The organism is Gluconobacter thailandicus F149-1 = NBRC 100600 (assembly GCF_000964465.1).
GTDB lineage: Bacteria > Pseudomonadota > Alphaproteobacteria > Acetobacterales > Acetobacteraceae > Gluconobacter > Gluconobacter thailandicus.
Genome location: NZ_BANH01000024.1, coordinates 187677 through 203391, shown reverse-complemented (window position 1 = coordinate 203391; position 15715 = coordinate 187677). Strand labels below are relative to the sequence as shown.

Here is a 15715-nt window from a genome sequence, read left to right as displayed (position 1 = left end):
ATGATGGAAATGTAAGGTTTCCAGAAACGTCGTGAAGAAGAATGCTGATGCTTCCTGATCTTGAAGGCTGGGCCGTCTTCGCCCGCGTTGCGGAAAGCGGTTCGTTTGCTTCTGCGGCCCGGTCACTCGGGCTTTCCGCACCGACTGTGTCCAAGGTCATTGCCCGACTGGAACACCGGTTGAAAACAACGCTCTTTCAGCGCAGCGCGCGCCATCTATCCCTGACATCAGCGGGCGTTGCCTGCCTGGAACGCGCGCGACGCATGCTGGCAGATGGGGAGTGGCTGGAAGCGGAACTGCGGGAAGGGGCGGCTAATCCACGCGGGACAATACGGCTCGCGGCGCCAATGGGGTTCGGTCTGGATATGTTGGGGCCGGTCCTGCCCGGGTTTCTTGAACGATATCCGGAAATTTCCATGGATATTGATCTGGATGACCGGACTGTGGACCTGCTGGGTGGCCGGTTCGAAGCGGCAGTGCGTATTACGCCGGGCGAACTGCCTCCAATCTCAAGTGGCGGGGCTCATCTCCTCTGTCGATCCATGATGAGGCTGGTCTGTTCGCCCGATCTAAAAGCGAGACTCGGGCCTGCGGAGACTCCTGAGGATCTGTCGGGCAAGGCAGGGCTGCTCTACGCGAATGCCGACCTTCCCGATCTGTTGCGGCTTACGCACCAGAATGGTGAACAGGCGTCTGTGCGGCTGCATGGACGAATGACGGTCAATAGTGGCGACATGCTGCTCCCCGCGCTCAGAAACGGCACAGGTCTGGCACTTTTGCCCGATTTCATGCTGCGGAAAGATCTGGATGCAGGCCGACTGGTCGAGGCTTTGCCCGGATGGCAGGGAAACGTTCTGTCGGTCTGGTTCATGGTCGTCGGGTGTGGTGCTACACGCCAGCAGATGCCCGCTCGTCTGCGCGTTCTGCTGGCCTATCTGGAGCGGGTACTTGGCGGGAAGATTTCACAGGATTACAGTGCCGCGCAGGAGAAAACGCGATGAATTATGATGCGATGTTCCAGTCAGCCCTGGACGGTCTGCGTGCTGATGGCAGCTACCGTTACTTTGCGGAACTTGAACGCCGGTCCGGCAATTTTCCGAAAGCCTATCATCATGGGCTCGGTCGTGACGTCACAGTGTGGTGTTCCAACGATTATCTCGGCCTGGGGCAGCACCCGGAAGTTCTCAAGGCGATGCACGACGCCCTTGATGAGACGGGCGCAGGCGCAGGCGGTACGCGCAATATTTCCGGTACGAACCACTATCATGTGGAGTTGGAAAAAGAACTGGCGTCCCTGCACGGTAAGGAAAGCGCACTGCTGTTCAATTCGGGCTACCTGTCCAACTGGGTCACGCTGGGAACGATTGCAGGCCGTCTGCGGAACTGTGTGGTTCTGTCGGATGAACTGAACCATGCCTCCATGATTGAAGGCATCCGCCATTCCCGTGCTGAAAAGCAGATTTTCCGTCATAATGATGTTGAGGATCTGGAGCGTCGTCTGAAAGAACTCCCAGCGGATGTTCCGAAGATCATCGCGTTCGAGTCCGTCTATTCCATGGATGGCGACATTGCTCCGATCGAAGCTTTCTGTGATCTGGCCGACAAATATGGCGCCATGACCTATCTCGATGAGGTCCATGCCGTTGGCATGTATGGCGATCATGGCGCTGGCGTGGCTGAGAAACTGGGTCTGTCCCATCGTCTGACGGTCATCGAAGGGACGCTGGGCAAGGGATATGGCGTCGTGGGCGGCTACATTGCAGCCTCTGCACCACTTTGCGATTTCGTGCGCTCTTTCGGTTCAGGCTTCATTTTCTCTACGGCTCTGCCGCCGATGATTGCGGCCGGTGCTCTGGCCAGTGTGCGTTATCTCAAGCGCAGTAGTGCCGAGCGTGAGGGGCAGCAGCGTGCGGTTGCCTATCTGCGTGCGGCGCTCGACAAGGCTGGCATTCCTCATGTTAGCAATCCGAGCCATATCGTGCCGATTATGGTGGGCGAGGCCGAGCTTTGCCGGGACCTGTCGGATGAATTGCTGAACCGGTTTGGTCACTATATCCAGCCGATCAATTTCCCGACCGTACCGCGCGGAACGGAGCGTCTGCGTCTGACGCCGACGCCGCTTCATACCAATGAGGCGATTGATGAGCTGGTCGAAGCCGTCTCCACGCTGTGGCGTGAGCGTCAGCTCAAGCGGTCTGTAGCTGCCTAAGCAAGCGCTTTATCGCCCATAAAAAAAGCAGCCAGAAATGGCTGCTTTTTTTTATAGGGAAATGGGAATCACGCCTGGACGTAAACCCAGGCCGAACGACCTGAGCGGAGTGTGACTTCGATGCGTTTGTAGTCCGAGACTTCATATGCATCTGCCGCTTTCAGCTCTTTCTCCGTAATGTGGAAAACCTTTCCTGGTACTTCGTCCGACGGATTGTTGCTCGGTATGACCACCGGATGAAAGCGTTTGCCACTGGCTCGCAGGACTTCCGGGTCCGTAATCTCTACCATGGACGTCGTGTAGCCTGTCATGGCGTCGTCTTCTCCATGGAGCAGGCGGCCGAACGAGGACAGCTGCACCTCGTCCTGTTGCAGGGTTCCGTATGAGAAGAGGAAGATAGTCGGGTCCGTCATGGGTGGCCTCCAGAATGCCAGGAACGCAGGATGTCAGATACGCTGGTAGCCCTGCCAGAGGGCCGCGACAGGCTGACCATCTTCCTGTGGGGTAAGGGTAATATAGAGGCCGTCAATCTGTTCCAGCGGAAGGCAGTCATCGACTTCCATGAAATTGTCCCGGTGCTGATGATCATAGCCGACGAGCAGGCGCTGTTTTGCCTTCGCCTTGGCTTCTGCTTCTGAACTGGCAACCAGGAACGTGAACGCGTGTTCTTCCTTGAGTTCACCGGGAGCGTAACCGCCCATGTTGATGAAATAGAGTGTCTTGTCAGAAGTTGGTTTGGTTTTGCCGAGGGTTACGGCGTGACCGTCTGCCCATGAAACTACGCCATAAGCGTCCACATGCAGAGATTTCCGGATGCCGAACCAGCGTTCTCCAAGGGAAGGGTAGGCATCTTCCGGCTTTTCAGCGACTGCGAACTGAACGTCATGGACTTCGATATTCGCGCCCGGAGCGTTCCCGCCCAGATAAAAGACATACAGTTTCAAAAAACAGTCTCCTCGTTTCCAGAACGTCATAACAATTTTCATGTCGGCAGGTCACGACATTGGAAATGGCAACGGGATGGCAGACTGGTTAGAAACAGAACTTCATGAAGGAATATCCCCAGATGCTGTCTGTCCTCAGAATTGCCGCCCTTCTTGCGGTCCTTGCCCCTTTGGGAGCTGCGTCTGCGCGGGATTATCAGACGCAGGACAGTTGTGACGGCTTCCCCAAGGTCTTCCTGAAGACACGTCCCGGTTTGTGTGTGGGACTGGTGGCCAGCCATCTGGGGTTTGCTCGCGGGGTAACGATCATCGGGCACGATGTGTTCGTGCTGGATATGGGCGGCTGGCGAAAAGGCCAAGGCAGGCTGCTCCGGCTGAAACAGGACGGTCATGCCCCTTTGGAAGTTCTGCTGTCCGGGCTTGATAAGCCGAGCGCGCTGGTCGCGGGGCCAGATGGTGCGCTCTATATGGGCGTGGCCGGCCGGATCGTCCGCGTGGATCTGTCCGGGACGAAACCCGAAATGCGGGATGTCGTCACAGGGTTGCCTGAAACGGGGAGACATCCTCTGACAGCATTGGCCTTTGCGCCAGATGGGCAACTGTACATCAATATCGGGTCGGCAACCGACCATTGTGAGACGCCGGATGACGATGCTCCCGATGCGCAGAAAGCCTGTTCCGAAACAGCGCAAAACCCGCCCCGCGCCAGCATTGTGAGCGTTCGTCCGGGACCAGGCGCTGTTGCCTGGAAAGATGCAAAACTGGTCGCGACGGGTCTGCGCAACAGCATGGGGCTGGCAGTGCTGCCGAATGGAACGCTGGTTGCGGCTGTTAACGCACGGGACGCCATCAACAAGGCCGATCCCAATCTGTCTGATACCGCATTGCCGCACGACACCTATGACGTGATCCGTCCCGGGGCGAATTATGGCTGGCCCTATTGCTTCGATAACAATCTGCCCAGTCCGGAATACCCGCATCATGCCTGCGCGGACATGGAGAAACCTGCTTTGTTGCTTCCGGCCCATGCCGCGCCGCTCGGGTTGTTGGCGTACCAGGGAGACGCACTTCCGGATCTGCAAGGGCAACTCGTGGTGCCGTATCATGGTTATCGGAAGACCGGTCATCGGATCATGACCCTGAAAATCAGTGCGGGTGGGGAGCCCGTAGGCGTGCCTGAACCGCTGGTCTGGGGCTGGGAGGGACGTACTCCCCTTTCGCCGGTGGGGGCTCCGGTTTCCGTGGCGGAAATGGCAGATGGGAGTCTTCTGGTTTCCGAAGACCACAACGGCACACTTCTACGGATTGCGAAAAGTGATGTTCACGGGGAAACGCATTGACAGCATGACGCCAATGCGATGAGTGTTGCCCTCACCAGGGGGAGCTTCGCCACAAGAAGCTGAGAGGTCACTGAAGGGCTGAAAAGTCTGCGGTGTGACGACCCTGCCGGGCGCATCCTGCGCTCGGGAAACCTGATCCGGTTAGAACCGGCGGAGGGAATGGTGATGAAACACAGCATAACCGGCGCTGCCGGTGAGCCATGCTGTTGCCCCCGCTGCGAAAAAGGGGGCGACCATGGGTGATATTCCAAACAATCTGAATAAAGGTCCGGCTGTCGGTCATGTGACGACGGGCCCAATCCAGGGGTCATGCAAGAAGTGGTCTGAAGCGCCGGGACGTCCGGACATTCTGGTGCCGTATCGCGAGATTGCCCTGCATCCTTCGGCGAATGAAGAGCCTGTGCGTGTCTATGATACGTCCGGCCCTTATACAGACACGTCCGTCAGCATTGATGTGGAGAAAGGCCTTTCGACGCCGCGTGCAGCATGGCTGGCAAAGCGTGGGTTTCAGAAAGTCGACGCTCGTACCGTCAAGCCGGAAGACAACGGTTTTGCCAGCGAGGCACAGGCTGTTCCAGCCTGTCCGGCACCACATGATGTGTATTCTGGCGAGGGCGCGAAGCACGTCACACAGTATGAATACGCAAGGGCCGGGATCATCACGGAAGAGATGATCTATATTGCCCACCGCGAAAACGTCTGCCGTGCTGAAATGGCTGCCGGAGCCGAAGAGCGCCGTGCGGATGGCGAGGATTTCGGGGCAGATATTCCAGCGTTCATCACGCCGGAATTCGTGCGTGAGGAAGTTGCGCGTGGACGGGCCGTGATCCCTGCGAACATCAATCACCCGGAGCTTGAGCCTGTCATCATTGGCCGCAACTTCCTCGTGAAGGTGAACGCCAATATCGGCAATTCGGCTGTGACGTCGTCCGCCGCAGAAGAAGTCGAGAAGCTGGTCTGGTCCATTCGCTGGGGTGCAGACACAGTGATGGACCTCTCTACGGGGCGGAACATCCACAATATCCGTGACTGGATCATGCGGAATTCTCCGGTCCCGATCGGGACGGTGCCGCTCTATCAGGCGCTGGAAAAAGTGAATGGCGTTCCCGAGAAGCTGACCTGGGAGATCTTTCGGGACACGCTGATCGAGCAGGCCGAGCAGGGCGTCGATTACTTCACGATCCATGCCGGTGTCCGCCTTCAGCATATTCCGCTGACGGCAAAGCGTACGACAGGCATTGTCTCGCGTGGCGGCTCCATCATGGCATCATGGTGTCTGGCTCATCATCGCGAGAGCTTCCTGTATGAGCACTTCGAAGACATCTGCGACATCATGCGTCGCTATGACATTACCTTCTCCCTGGGGGATGGCCTGCGTCCGGGCTCAATCGCCGACGCCAATGATGCTGCGCAGTTTGCGGAGCTGGAAACGCTGGGTGAACTGACGAAGGTGGCCTGGGCCAAGGGCTGTCAGGTCATGATCGAAGGGCCGGGTCATGTGCCGATGCACAAGATCAGGGTCAACATGACCAAGCAGCTTAGGGAATGTGGGGAAGCGCCGTTCTATACGCTTGGCCCGCTCACGACCGACATTGCGCCGGGCTACGATCACATCACGTCTGGTATCGGTGCCGCGATGATCGGTTGGTTCGGCACGGCTATGCTCTGTTACGTCACACCAAAGGAGCATCTGGGTCTGCCGGACCGTTCTGATGTCAAAACAGGCGTGATTACCTACCGCATCGCAGCGCATGCCGCCGATCTGGCGAAGGGGCACCCAGCCGCTCAGTTGCGGGACGATGCCCTCTCACGGGCGCGGTTCGAGTTCCGGTGGGAGGACCAGTTCAATCTGGCGCTTGATCCGGACACGGCCCGGAGTTTCCATGATGAGACGTTGCCCAAGGAAGCGCACAAAACGGCACATTTCTGTTCCATGTGCGGTCCGAAATTCTGTTCCATGAAGATCAGTCATGACATTCGCCGCGAGGCGGAGCGTCAGGATGGCATGGCGCAGATGAGCGAAGTTTTTCAGGAGCGGGGTGGCAAACTCTATATTCCGGAAAATGAAGTAGAAACGATCGCGGAATAACCGGTTCTGCGGAATGATTGGGGGAGGTGGCCTTGCTTCTGCAGGCCATCACCCTCATCATGTCGTAATGCCGCTTAAGGAAGACCTTGTCCCATTCCGGAAAACCCGCAAAGTCACGAAGCTGGCAACACGGCTGGGTAATTCGGCAGCAAACTGCGTTTTGCATGTCATGATCAACGACCGGGGGGGACTGGTGCGGGAAAGTGCCGCATTCCTTGTCCAGCTTGAAAAGCTCTGGAAAGCGCGTGGTCTGGACAGCGATCAGGTCTGGGCAGAATTAAGCGAAAGAATCCGCCTCGCAGACGAACTTCGTGCTAATGGCATTCGTCCGCGCAAAGGCGGCCAATACCGTTCCACCAAACTGCCCTGAGCCATGCCCTCCCTCCCAGATCTGTCTCATATTTCTCCGGATGATTTGAGCCGGCTGGATATCGGTGTGCTGATCATTATTGGTCTGTCAGCGCTCTGGGGGCTGACGCGTGGCTTCACGACTGAGCTTTCAGGTCTTGTGGCCTGGGCCTCCGCCGTTATTCTGACCTACCGTTTCCACGCGGCTTTGGTGCCGTGGATTTCCATGTATCTGCATGAGAGCTGGCTGGCAGAAAGCGTCAGTGCGGCTGTTCTGTTCATCGTCATTCTTCTGATTCTGACGACAGTGGCAGGACGGGTGGGGGCTGCGGTGAGGGGCACTCTTTTTGGGGGCGTAGATCGCATACTGGGCGCTATTTTCGGCATTCTGCGCGGATATGTGATGCTCATTGCACTTTATCTGCTGGCGGGGTCTTTTTTTGGCTCATGGACCTCTTACCTGATGCAGGGAAGCGTTTCCGGCCCTTATATTGTGGCTGGAGCCGCACGGCTGGCAGGTTATCTGCCACATTCCTTGCAACCACATCTTGCATCGCCGCCCACAAGCGGCCATGACGCGTCGTTGTGAACCCAGTCCGGAAAGGCCGAACTCCATGACTGCCTCCGATACACTTAACCGTCCTTACGAGGAATGTGGCGTTTTCGGCGTCTGGGGCGTTCCTGATGCGTCTGCCCTGACGGCTCTTGGCCTCCACGCTCTTCAACATCGTGGGCAGGAAGCTGCCGGTATCGTCAGTTTCGATGGCGAACGGTTCCACCAGCATAAAGGCCTTGGCCTTGTTGGGGATGTCTTTGGGGATAGCCGCGTCATGGCGACTCTCCCGGGAAGCGTTGCAATTGGGCACAACCGTTACGCCACGACGGGTGGAACGCATGTGCGGAATGTGCAGCCACTTTATGCGGATTACGAGTTCGGTGGTCTGGCGGTTGCTCATAACGGCAATCTCACCAACTCCGCGACGCTCAAGCAGGCGCTCGTTAAACGCGGATGTATCTTTCATTCCCTGACGGATACGGAAGTTTTCATCCACCTGATTGCCATCTCTCTTTATTCGACAGTGCTCGATCGCTTCATCGATGCCGTCAAGCAGGTGAAGGGGGCTTATTCCCTCATCACCCTGACGCCGGATGATGGCCTGATCGGTATGCGTGATCCGCTGGGGGTTCGTCCGCTGGTTCTGGGGCGTATTCCTGGTCATGAGGGTGGAAATGGCGGTTGGGTTCTGTCCAGTGAAACCTGTGCCCTCGATATCATCGGAGCAGATTACGTTCGGGACATCGAGCCCGGTGAAATCGTGGTTATCAACTCGGACGGCCTTCGATCCCTGAGGCCTTTCGGAGATCAGGGTGGTCGTTTCTGCGTCTTTGAATACATCTACTTTGCCCGACCGGATTCGGTTCTGGAAGGTCAGCCGGTTTACGAAGCCCGCAAGCGGATTGGTGCGGAGCTGGCACGTGAAACGGCGGTTGAGGCAGATGTCGTGGTGCCGGTGCCGGATTCTGGCGTGCCGTCTGCCATCGGTTATGCCGCTGAGAGCGGTATTCCGTTTGAGCTGGGCATCATCCGCAATCACTATGTAGGCCGGACCTTCATTGAGCCGACGGATCAGATCCGGAACCTTGGCGTCAAGATGAAGCATTCCGCCAATCGTCCGGTTCTGGCTGGTCGCCGCGTTATTCTGGTGGATGATTCGATCGTTCGTGGCACCACATCCCGCAAGATCGTGGATATGGTTCGTGCAGCTGGTGCGACCGAAGTGCATATGCGCATTACGTCTCCGCCGACCCGTCATGCCTGTTTCTACGGCATCGACACGCCGGAAGAGAGCAAGCTCATGGCAGCGACCCACACGATGGAAGAAATGGCTGCTGCCATTGGTGTGGATAGTCTGGCCTTCATAAGCTTTGACGGTTTGTATCGTGCCCTCGGGCATGAAAGCCGTGCAGAAGGTTCAGGGCGCTACTGTGATGCCTGCTTCACCGGTGATTATCCCATTACCCTCGTAGACAAGGAGGGCAACCTGGTCTCCTGACCAGTCTGTCCTTGGAGGTACAAAAAAAGCACCGGCCCTTTGCAGGGCGGTGCTTTTTTGTTTCTGATTCTTTGAAGAATATTAGTCGGCGGTCTCTGTGGCTCCCATAACAACCGCGTTCCGACCTGTACTCTTTGCGACATACAGTGCGGCATCTGCTTTCTGCCAGACTTCAAGCCAGGAGGTTTCAGGCGAATGCCGGATGTCTGCGCCGATACTGAGAGTGGCTTCAATAATGCCATCTCCAATGTCTTTGACGTCCTGCGTAAAGGCGGCTTTCAAACGGTGCGCGATATTCAACGTGTGGCAGGTGTCGATGAACGGTAGAAAAACCGCAAATTCCTCTCCGCCGATTCGGAAGAAGCTGGCGCTCTGAGGCAGAATTTTCTGACTGGACCGGGCAGCAGCAATAATGACCTGATCTCCTGTCGTGTGGCCATGACAGTCATTGATGGCTTTGAAATGATCAATATCAAGCAGGAACAGGACATAAGGAGTCGAAGACGTTTCGTTCTGCTCCATCCATATAGTCATGGCCCGGCGATTACCGGCCTGTGTCAGCGGATCCTGAAGTGTCAGGAGATGGTGTTCCGCGGCCAGCCGTTCGCGGGGGATGGCAATCATCGCAAGAGCAATGAAAACACCTTCGATAATGACCAGAAGATTGTACAGGATGATGGCCCAGACCATCGTTGGCAGGCTACCAAGAGGCGCAGGAAGAGCGTCTGTCAGGAGAGCGAGGGTTCCGTAAATAGCTGTATAGACAACGATTACTGCAAGTAAAAGACGTTCAGCCGAAGTCCGTGTCCGGGAAGAGTAAAAAAGATCCTGCGCTACCTGAAAATGAAATCCCGTAATAATAAGCATACGGAGAACTGAACTGGCGACGTGCAGCGTCCCGGTTGACGCAGCAGTCGCAGAGACAGCCAGTGATAACATGCAAAGCATCAGGACTGTTTTCAGGCATGTCTGGCGGCCGAGCATCGTTCGGATAGCCTGCCAGCCAAGCCCGTAAGCCAATGTCATGAAAACTGCGCCGAGCCGCAGGCCCCACAGGCCCGGAATGACAGAAGGGCTCGTAAAGAAAAAACCGGAAACTGACGCTGCCAGAAACGGACTGGAATACCAGAACGCTTTTCTGCGCTTGCCATGGGTAATCTCGGAAACGGTGAAATAGAGACCAAAGATGAGAAAGAGAGTGGCGCTATATCCGAGCAGCGTTGTCGGGTCGGGTCTCATGACAGATGCCGCGGAAGTCCTTTAATCCGCATTGTTTGTTTCCATCTTCACGGAGCATCGCCTCAGGAATACAGCCCGTCCGGGTGCTGGTCGTGACCGTCGGACGGATGTGTAGCAAGCGGCACGGACATGACGGCTTCCAGGCCTGGATGGAGGGGGGTGTAAGTCAGAGTTCCTGAAAGACTGCTGACGACGGCCTTTATCATGCGTGTGCCGAAGCCACTGCCATTCAGGTCAATATCGTGGCGTCCCTGATCGGAAACGGTAAGAGTCAGACGGTCGCCTGTTTCCGAGAGTGTGATATGCAGCGGGCCTGCCGCACCGTGATAGGCGTATTTACTGGCGTTGATAACCAGTTCGGTCAGAACGAGGCCGACGTTGATGGCACGATCGGCAGACAGTGTGACCGGGACCAGAAACATGCGGAGCTGTTGTTCCCATGCTTTCCCCAGAGAGGAACACAGCTCTTTCATCAATTCTTCGAGATAGCGGCTCAGATCAACCACCCCCACATGGTCGCCCCGGTACAGTCTCCTGTGAACCAGACCGATTGCTGCAATCCGGTGCTGTGCTTCGGAAAGCGCCTGAGTGGTTTCCTCGTTTGTCGAAGTGCGGGCCTGCAGCTTCAGAAAAGAAGCAACCATCTGAAGGGAGTTCTGAACGCGATGATTCACTTCGCGGATCAGGAAGTCTTTCTGTTGCAGAAGGCTTTCGCGCTCCTGAACTGTGGCCGTCAATGTCGCATTCAGTTCGCGAAGCTGATGGGTCTGGTAATCGGCAATCAGGATCCGGCGCAGACGGCGCGCAGCCTGTTTCTGCTCGGCATTCCAGCGATGAGAATGACCGCGGACCGTCTGCTGCCAGGACGCAAAGGATTTGCGGGGATGCAGGATGCCATCCTGGTCAGGGGTGCCCTTGTGAGGATTGCCCGCCCACTCGATGACCTGCACGATTTCCACCCGGCTCCAGATCAATGTCAGGGGTGAACGGAAGGGTAGTGTAATGGCGATGATGCCAGCAGAGAGTTCTGGCCAGGCCTCTGCCGGAGGATAGTCTTTTCCCAGAGAAGAACTACAGAAAATACCCCCATTGCTGCCCAGTCTGAGCCAGTCCCGGATGGCGATCAGGTCAGACGTGGCAGGTGTCAATCCACAGGCCGTCACATCCTGCGTACCGATGACTGCAAACCCGTCGCAAGGGAACAGGCTTCGGAGTTCAGAGGCAAAATTGCGCAGATTGGTCTCGACCGATGCTGCGGCATCAAAGTGGGATGTCGCAAACTCAGTGGCGTTCCGGAGGCGCAGGCGCTCCTGATATGTGACCAGTTCTTCCTTGTTCCGTAACTGCCGGGACATGACGCCTGCCAGAGTCCGGCACGCCGCACGGATATCCTCGGAAAGAATGCGGGGCGTGGCATTATGACAGGTGATCATGCCCCACAGCACGCCATCCACAATCAGCGAAATGGATGCCGAAGCAGCCACGCCCATATTGGCCATGTATTGCAGGTGAATGGGCGAAATGCTTCGAAGCTGCACATCGCTCAGATCAATGCCCGAGAGACCGGCTTCAGCAGGCCGGATGAGCGCGGCCTCATAATGGATGGTTGGAATGACGCGGATGCGGTTGCGCAGATAGAGAGCCCGGGCCTGACGGGGAATATCACTTGCCGGGAAATGATGATTCATGAGGGAGGGAAAGACTTCGTTGCGATGCTCCCCCAGAACGCACCCAGAACCGTCTTCCTGAAAACGGTACACTATGACCCGGTCAAAGCCAGTCAGTCTGCTGAAGACTTTTGCCCCTTTGGCGGCAGACTTCCGCAACATCCGGGCACCGCTCGAAACGGTCTGCCGTGGCGTCAATTCGGCCAAAAATTTCCCATGTCAGAAGACGCGCTTCCTGAATTGGTTCGAGTTCGACCAGAAGCTTCCCGTCCGACGCGTGCACCAGAATACTGAAGGTCTCGTCCTGTAGCCCGGAAATCCGGGCGTCACTGAAGGATGCTGGCGTAAAATTATGAAAGCGTTCGGCTGTCAGGCCCAGCAGATCGTTCAGGGAACAGCCTAGCCACTCCGCTGAAAGGCGCGTTTCAAGATCGCCTGCACCGCCCAGAACAGTCAGGGTGCTGGCATCGGCAATAAGGAGAAGCCCGTAAGGCTGGATGGCGTCCGGACGATGGATCGGCTCGCGATCACATGCCGTCAGGAGAGCTTCCGCGAAAGGCTGGCCCAGCTGAGAATTTTTCGAAGACGAAGTCAAAGTCTGAACAGCCCTCTCAGCGGAGATTCAACAATCGCCCCAATGGGCAGCCTACCTGTGATGATCGGCAGGAGAAGGCAAAGGACACGATCCGGCTTCCAGGCTGAGGAAACTGGAAGAAATATACCGTGAACCTTAGGGTTTTCTCCCACCGTTTGTCAATTTGACTCAGTGCTGAATGGCGTCCTGCTGCATCCAGGATGCGACATCCAGAGACAGGGCGTGACGGCTGGCCGGACGCGTGTAAAGCATGTGACCACCCTGATACAGATGCAGGGATACGCGATCAGCACCAATTGTCAGATGATCCTTCATCCAGCGCGCCGTCCCGAAAGGGCAGGCTAGGTCATAATAGCCATTGGCGACAAAAACCCGCAGGCCCGGATCAAGCGCCAGAAGGCGGTTCAGAACCGGGATCTGATGGATCGGCGCCGGGCCACCGTTGCTCCACTTCCAGCTGGAATTCACCTTGAAAGATAGCAGGTCGTAGGTCAGGGGCGTCTGGAACCCGAGGTCATTGGCCGCATAGCCGGAAAAGGCGTTGCCATAGGCGCGACCGAAGCCGAACAGCGTTGGATCGGGGCTTTCGTCCAGCCCGTCAGCGGAGGGGTCAGCGATTGTCTGCGTGTAGTCGTAAAGACCATGCAGCTTGCCATCGCGGGACATCACGTCATGGGAGCCGATCGCCGGGACACCATGCTGGCGTGCTACGACATCTTCCGGGAGGCCGGTTCGACGTGAAATTTCAGCGTAGAACGCCTTCCCCTCATCGCCGCTGGGCAGCTTGCCAGCCACCTTCGTCAGATAAGTGCCCATGGCCCATTCATAGGCCGCATCCGCAAATTGCGGCGTAACGTTCGGGCTTTCATGCGCAGCAATCAGGCTCGGGATCATGAGCGCGGCAGACAGCGGATTTTCGTCCGTATCCAGCAGAGGCATCTCGATAGCGGGGGACAGCATGACCACACCGTTCAGCAGGATGCCCTGTTCCATCTGTAGGGCATTGGCGACCTGAATGGATCGGATACCACCATAGCTCTCGCCCACCAGATAATGCGGGGCGGCCTGACGATTGTTCTTGGCCGTCCAGAGCTGAATGGCCTTCGCGAAGGTGCTGGCGTCCTGCTTCACACCGTAGAACTGATCGCCAGCCTTGGCGGTATCGAGCGGGCGGGAATAGCCGGTACCCACTGCGTCAAAGAAGACCATATCCGTGAACGGGAGCCAGCTGTCCGGATTGTCGCCCAGCGTCGCATGCGTTCCGTCTGTCGCATCCTTGGCCGGCATGGTCAGGGCCATCGGGCCAGCAGCGCCGAGGTTCAGATAGGCCGTCGCGGCACCCGGGCCACCATTGAAGAAATAGGATACCGGACGCTTGGCATCCGGTGCACCATCTTTCGTGTACGCCACATAAAACATGCGGGCGGTCGGTTTGCCGTCTGGGCCGCGAAGCGTCAGCGTGCCAGCATGGGCAGTGTAGGCGATGCCATTCAGATGATGCTTCGTAACGGAATCGGTCGGCAGCAGCGCAGCTTCACCGGTAAAGCTGTCAGTGGACTTGGCTGTGTCTGTTTTACTCGCAGGGGCCTTCGGGGCATCGTCGGCCATGGCGGGCAGCGCAGAAACGGGCGAAAGCAGGGACAGGGCGAGCAGCAGCGCACGACGGGACATCATCTGTCTGTCATCTCCAGAAGAAGGATTACAGGATCAGACTGTCGCTACCAGTCCCGCTCGTCAGCCGCTACCAATCCTGCATGAAGTTTTCGTCATGCAGGATCAGATTGAATGTCAGGAGTTAGGACGGCTTGATGTTGGGAAAGAGCATGAGGCGCGGGTCAGCCACGCGGTCATAGTCTTCAGGCGTCATGAAGCCGAGTTCCAGCGCTGCTTCCTTGGGGCTGAGATCCTTCTCCATGGCATGATGGGCGACCTGAGCAGCCTTGTCATAGCCAATGGCGGGAGAAAGAGCAGTGACCAGTACAAGGGACTGATCCAGAGCCTGCTTCAGGCGCATTTCATTGGCCCGGATACCTTCCACCAGATGCTGGCGGAAATTATCAGATCCATCATGAAGAAGCGTAATACCCTGCATGATGTTGTGGATCATCAGTGGCTTGTACACATTCATGTCGATCATGCCGGATGCGCCACCCAGACCCACAGCAACATCGTTGCTCATGACCTGAAGTGCCAGCATCGACAGGGCCTCCGCCTGCGTCGGATTAATCTTGCCCGGCATGATGGAGGAGCCTGGTTCGTTTTCCGGCAGAAGCAGTTCCCCGAACCCTGCCCGGGGGCCGCAGGCAAGAAGGCGGATGTCATTGGCGATCTTGAACAGACTGCCAGCTGTCGTCCGCAGGCAGCCGGACAGATGCACGAGCGCATCGTGAGCGCCCTGTAAAGCGAACTTGTTTTCGCCAGCCTTAAAACCAAGGCCAGTCAGACGAGCGATCTCGTTGCAGGCGCGGGTATCGAAACCGGGGTCGGTATTGACGCCAGTCCCCAGCGCTGTACCGCCCAGGGCCAGTGGGAGAAGTCCATCCCGGGCAGCTTCAAGTCGAGCAATATTGTCCGTCAGCATCCCGGCATAACCGTGCCATTCCTGACCCAGTGTAATGGGAACGGCATCCTGAAGATGGGTCCGGCCCACCTTTACCAGATCCTTCCACTCCTCTGCCTTGGCTGCAATGGCATCCCGCAGTTTGGTCAGCGCAGGGATCAGGCGCCGATCAACGCCAAGTACGGCAGCGATGTGCATGGCGGTCGGGAAGTTGCAGTTTGTGGACTGCGCCATGTTGACGTGATCGTTCGGGTGCAGCGGCGTTTTGCTGCCGAGGGCGTTTCCGGTGAGCTGGCTGGCGCGGTTCGCAATGACTTCATTGACGTTCATGTTGAACTGCGTGCCGGATCCCGTCATCCAGACGTGAAGCGGGAACATGCGGTTATGCTGGCCGCTCGTAATTTCATCGCAGACTGTATGGATCAGAGCTGCCCGTTCCTGCGAAAGGCGACCACTGGCGGCATTGGCCGTGGCACAGGCGCGCTTCATGATCGCATAGGCCTCGATCATTTCCCGTGGCATCAGTTCGCGCCCGATGCTGAAATACTTCAGGGAGCGCTGAGTCTGAGCGCCCCAGAGAACATCATCAGCAACCTCGATCTGGCCCATGCCATCGGTTTCAATACGGCTCATGCGGTCTGGCGCTTTCCTGCAGGACGGGGGTTCATGC

General features: G+C 57.2%; 14 protein-coding genes. 7 read left to right on the top strand and 7 right to left on the bottom strand.

Annotation, left to right across the window (positions count from 1 at the left end):
* Positions 1-47 precede the first annotated feature (47 nt).
* Entirely contained in the window at positions 48-1001 is a 954-nt protein-coding gene (locus B7444_RS08695) for a LysR family transcriptional regulator (protein WP_231502881.1), read from the top strand.
* Positions 998-2209: a 5-aminolevulinate synthase gene (hemA, locus tag B7444_RS08690; protein ID WP_007282625.1), complete on the top strand. Its 1212-nt coding sequence runs from the start codon at positions 998-1000 to the stop codon at positions 2207-2209. Before B7444_RS08695 ends, hemA begins: the two co-directional genes overlap by 4 nt.
* A 68-nt stretch (positions 2210-2277) precedes the next feature.
* Here hemA and B7444_RS08685 read toward each other — a convergent pair whose 3' ends face one another.
* Positions 2278-2622: a gamma-glutamylcyclotransferase family protein gene (locus B7444_RS08685; protein ID WP_007282624.1), complete on the bottom strand. Its 345-nt coding sequence runs from the start codon at positions 2620-2622 to the stop codon at positions 2278-2280.
* 33 nt (positions 2623-2655) lie between these two features.
* The gene (locus B7444_RS08680) at positions 2656-3195 is read right to left on the bottom strand and encodes a DUF1543 domain-containing protein (RefSeq protein WP_007282623.1); all 540 of its coding nucleotides are present in this window, start codon (positions 3193-3195) and stop codon (positions 2656-2658) included.
* An 80-nt stretch (positions 3196-3275) separates the two neighbouring features.
* Here B7444_RS08680 and B7444_RS08675 point away from each other — a divergent pair, with 80 nt between their 5' ends.
* From B7444_RS08675 to purF, 5 genes are all read left to right on the top strand, one after another.
* On the top strand, positions 3276-4493 hold the full coding sequence (locus B7444_RS08675) for a PQQ-dependent sugar dehydrogenase (protein WP_231502883.1): 1218 nt from the start codon (positions 3276-3278) through the stop codon (positions 4491-4493).
* 235 nt (positions 4494-4728) lie between these two features.
* A complete protein-coding gene (gene thiC / locus B7444_RS08670; RefSeq protein ID WP_231502884.1) occupies positions 4729-6582 on the top strand; it encodes a phosphomethylpyrimidine synthase ThiC in 1854 nt (617 codons plus the stop codon).
* A gap of 13 nt (positions 6583-6595) precedes the next feature.
* Positions 6596-6952 carry a nucleoside triphosphate pyrophosphohydrolase family protein gene (locus B7444_RS08665; protein WP_007282620.1) on the top strand — a complete coding sequence of 119 codons (357 nt, stop codon included), beginning with the start codon at positions 6596-6598 and terminating at the stop codon, positions 6950-6952.
* A gap of 3 nt (positions 6953-6955) precedes the next feature.
* Positions 6956-7519, top strand: coding sequence for a CvpA family protein (locus tag B7444_RS08660; protein ID WP_007282619.1), 564 nt, complete (start codon positions 6956-6958; stop codon positions 7517-7519).
* Between the two features lie 25 nt (positions 7520-7544).
* On the top strand, positions 7545-8984 hold the full coding sequence (purF, locus tag B7444_RS08655) for an amidophosphoribosyltransferase (protein WP_007282618.1): 1440 nt from the start codon (positions 7545-7547) through the stop codon (positions 8982-8984).
* An 81-nt stretch (positions 8985-9065) separates the two neighbouring features.
* On the opposite strand, the gene B7444_RS08650 is transcribed toward purF, so the two are convergent.
* The 5 genes from B7444_RS08650 to B7444_RS08635 all read right to left on the bottom strand — a co-directional run bounded on the left by B7444_RS08650 (position 9066) and on the right by B7444_RS08635 (position 15678).
* On the bottom strand, positions 9066-10223 hold the full coding sequence (locus B7444_RS08650) for a GGDEF domain-containing protein (RefSeq protein WP_007282617.1): 1158 nt from the start codon (positions 10221-10223) through the stop codon (positions 9066-9068).
* Between the two features lie 62 nt (positions 10224-10285).
* Positions 10286-12052: a histidine kinase dimerization/phosphoacceptor domain -containing protein gene (locus B7444_RS08645; protein ID WP_231502885.1), complete on the bottom strand. Its 1767-nt coding sequence runs from the start codon at positions 12050-12052 to the stop codon at positions 10286-10288.
* The gene (locus B7444_RS17145; RefSeq protein WP_231502886.1) at positions 11994-12485 is read right to left on the bottom strand and encodes a hypothetical protein; all 492 of its coding nucleotides are present in this window, start codon (positions 12483-12485) and stop codon (positions 11994-11996) included. The genes B7444_RS08645 and B7444_RS17145 overlap by 59 nt, the downstream gene beginning before the upstream one ends.
* Before the next feature lie 168 nt (positions 12486-12653).
* Positions 12654-14159: a S10 family peptidase gene (locus tag B7444_RS08640; protein WP_007282614.1), complete on the bottom strand. Its 1506-nt coding sequence runs from the start codon at positions 14157-14159 to the stop codon at positions 12654-12656.
* A 121-nt stretch (positions 14160-14280) separates the two neighbouring features.
* Positions 14281-15678, bottom strand: a complete 1398-nt coding sequence (locus B7444_RS08635; RefSeq protein WP_007282613.1) for a class II fumarate hydratase — start codon at positions 15676-15678, stop codon at positions 14281-14283.
* Between the last annotated feature and the right edge of the window lie 37 nt (positions 15679-15715).

Bases quoted from the DNA above. Each gene is read 5' to 3' on its own strand.
- B7444_RS08695 (WP_231502881.1), top strand. From the start codon at position 48: ATGCTTCCTGATCTTGAAGGCTGGGCCGTCTTCGCCCGCGTTGCGGAA.
- B7444_RS08640 (WP_007282614.1), bottom strand. From the start codon at position 14,159: ATGATGTCCCGTCGTGCGCTGCTGCTCGCCCTGTCCCTGCTTTCGCCC.
- B7444_RS08675 (WP_231502883.1), top strand. From the start codon at position 3,276: ATGCTGTCTGTCCTCAGAATTGCCGCCCTTCTTGCGGTCCTTGCCCCT.
- hemA (WP_007282625.1), top strand. From the start codon at position 998: ATGAATTATGATGCGATGTTCCAGTCAGCCCTGGACGGTCTGCGTGCT.
- thiC (WP_231502884.1), top strand. From the start codon at position 4,729: ATGGGTGATATTCCAAACAATCTGAATAAAGGTCCGGCTGTCGGTCAT.
- B7444_RS08665 (WP_007282620.1), top strand. From the start codon at position 6,596: ATGATTGGGGGAGGTGGCCTTGCTTCTGCAGGCCATCACCCTCATCAT.
- B7444_RS08680 (WP_007282623.1), bottom strand. From the start codon at position 3,195: ATGAAAATTGTTATGACGTTCTGGAAACGAGGAGACTGTTTTTTGAAA.
- purF (WP_007282618.1), top strand. From the start codon at position 7,545: ATGACTGCCTCCGATACACTTAACCGTCCTTACGAGGAATGTGGCGTT.
- B7444_RS08645 (WP_231502885.1), bottom strand. From the start codon at position 12,052: ATGTTGCGGAAGTCTGCCGCCAAAGGGGCAAAAGTCTTCAGCAGACTG.
- B7444_RS08660 (WP_007282619.1), top strand. From the start codon at position 6,956: ATGCCCTCCCTCCCAGATCTGTCTCATATTTCTCCGGATGATTTGAGC.
- B7444_RS08685 (WP_007282624.1), bottom strand. From the start codon at position 2,622: ATGACGGACCCGACTATCTTCCTCTTCTCATACGGAACCCTGCAACAG.
- B7444_RS08650 (WP_007282617.1), bottom strand. From the start codon at position 10,223: ATGAGACCCGACCCGACAACGCTGCTCGGATATAGCGCCACTCTCTTT.
- B7444_RS08635 (WP_007282613.1), bottom strand. From the start codon at position 15,678: ATGAGCCGTATTGAAACCGATGGCATGGGCCAGATCGAGGTTGCTGAT.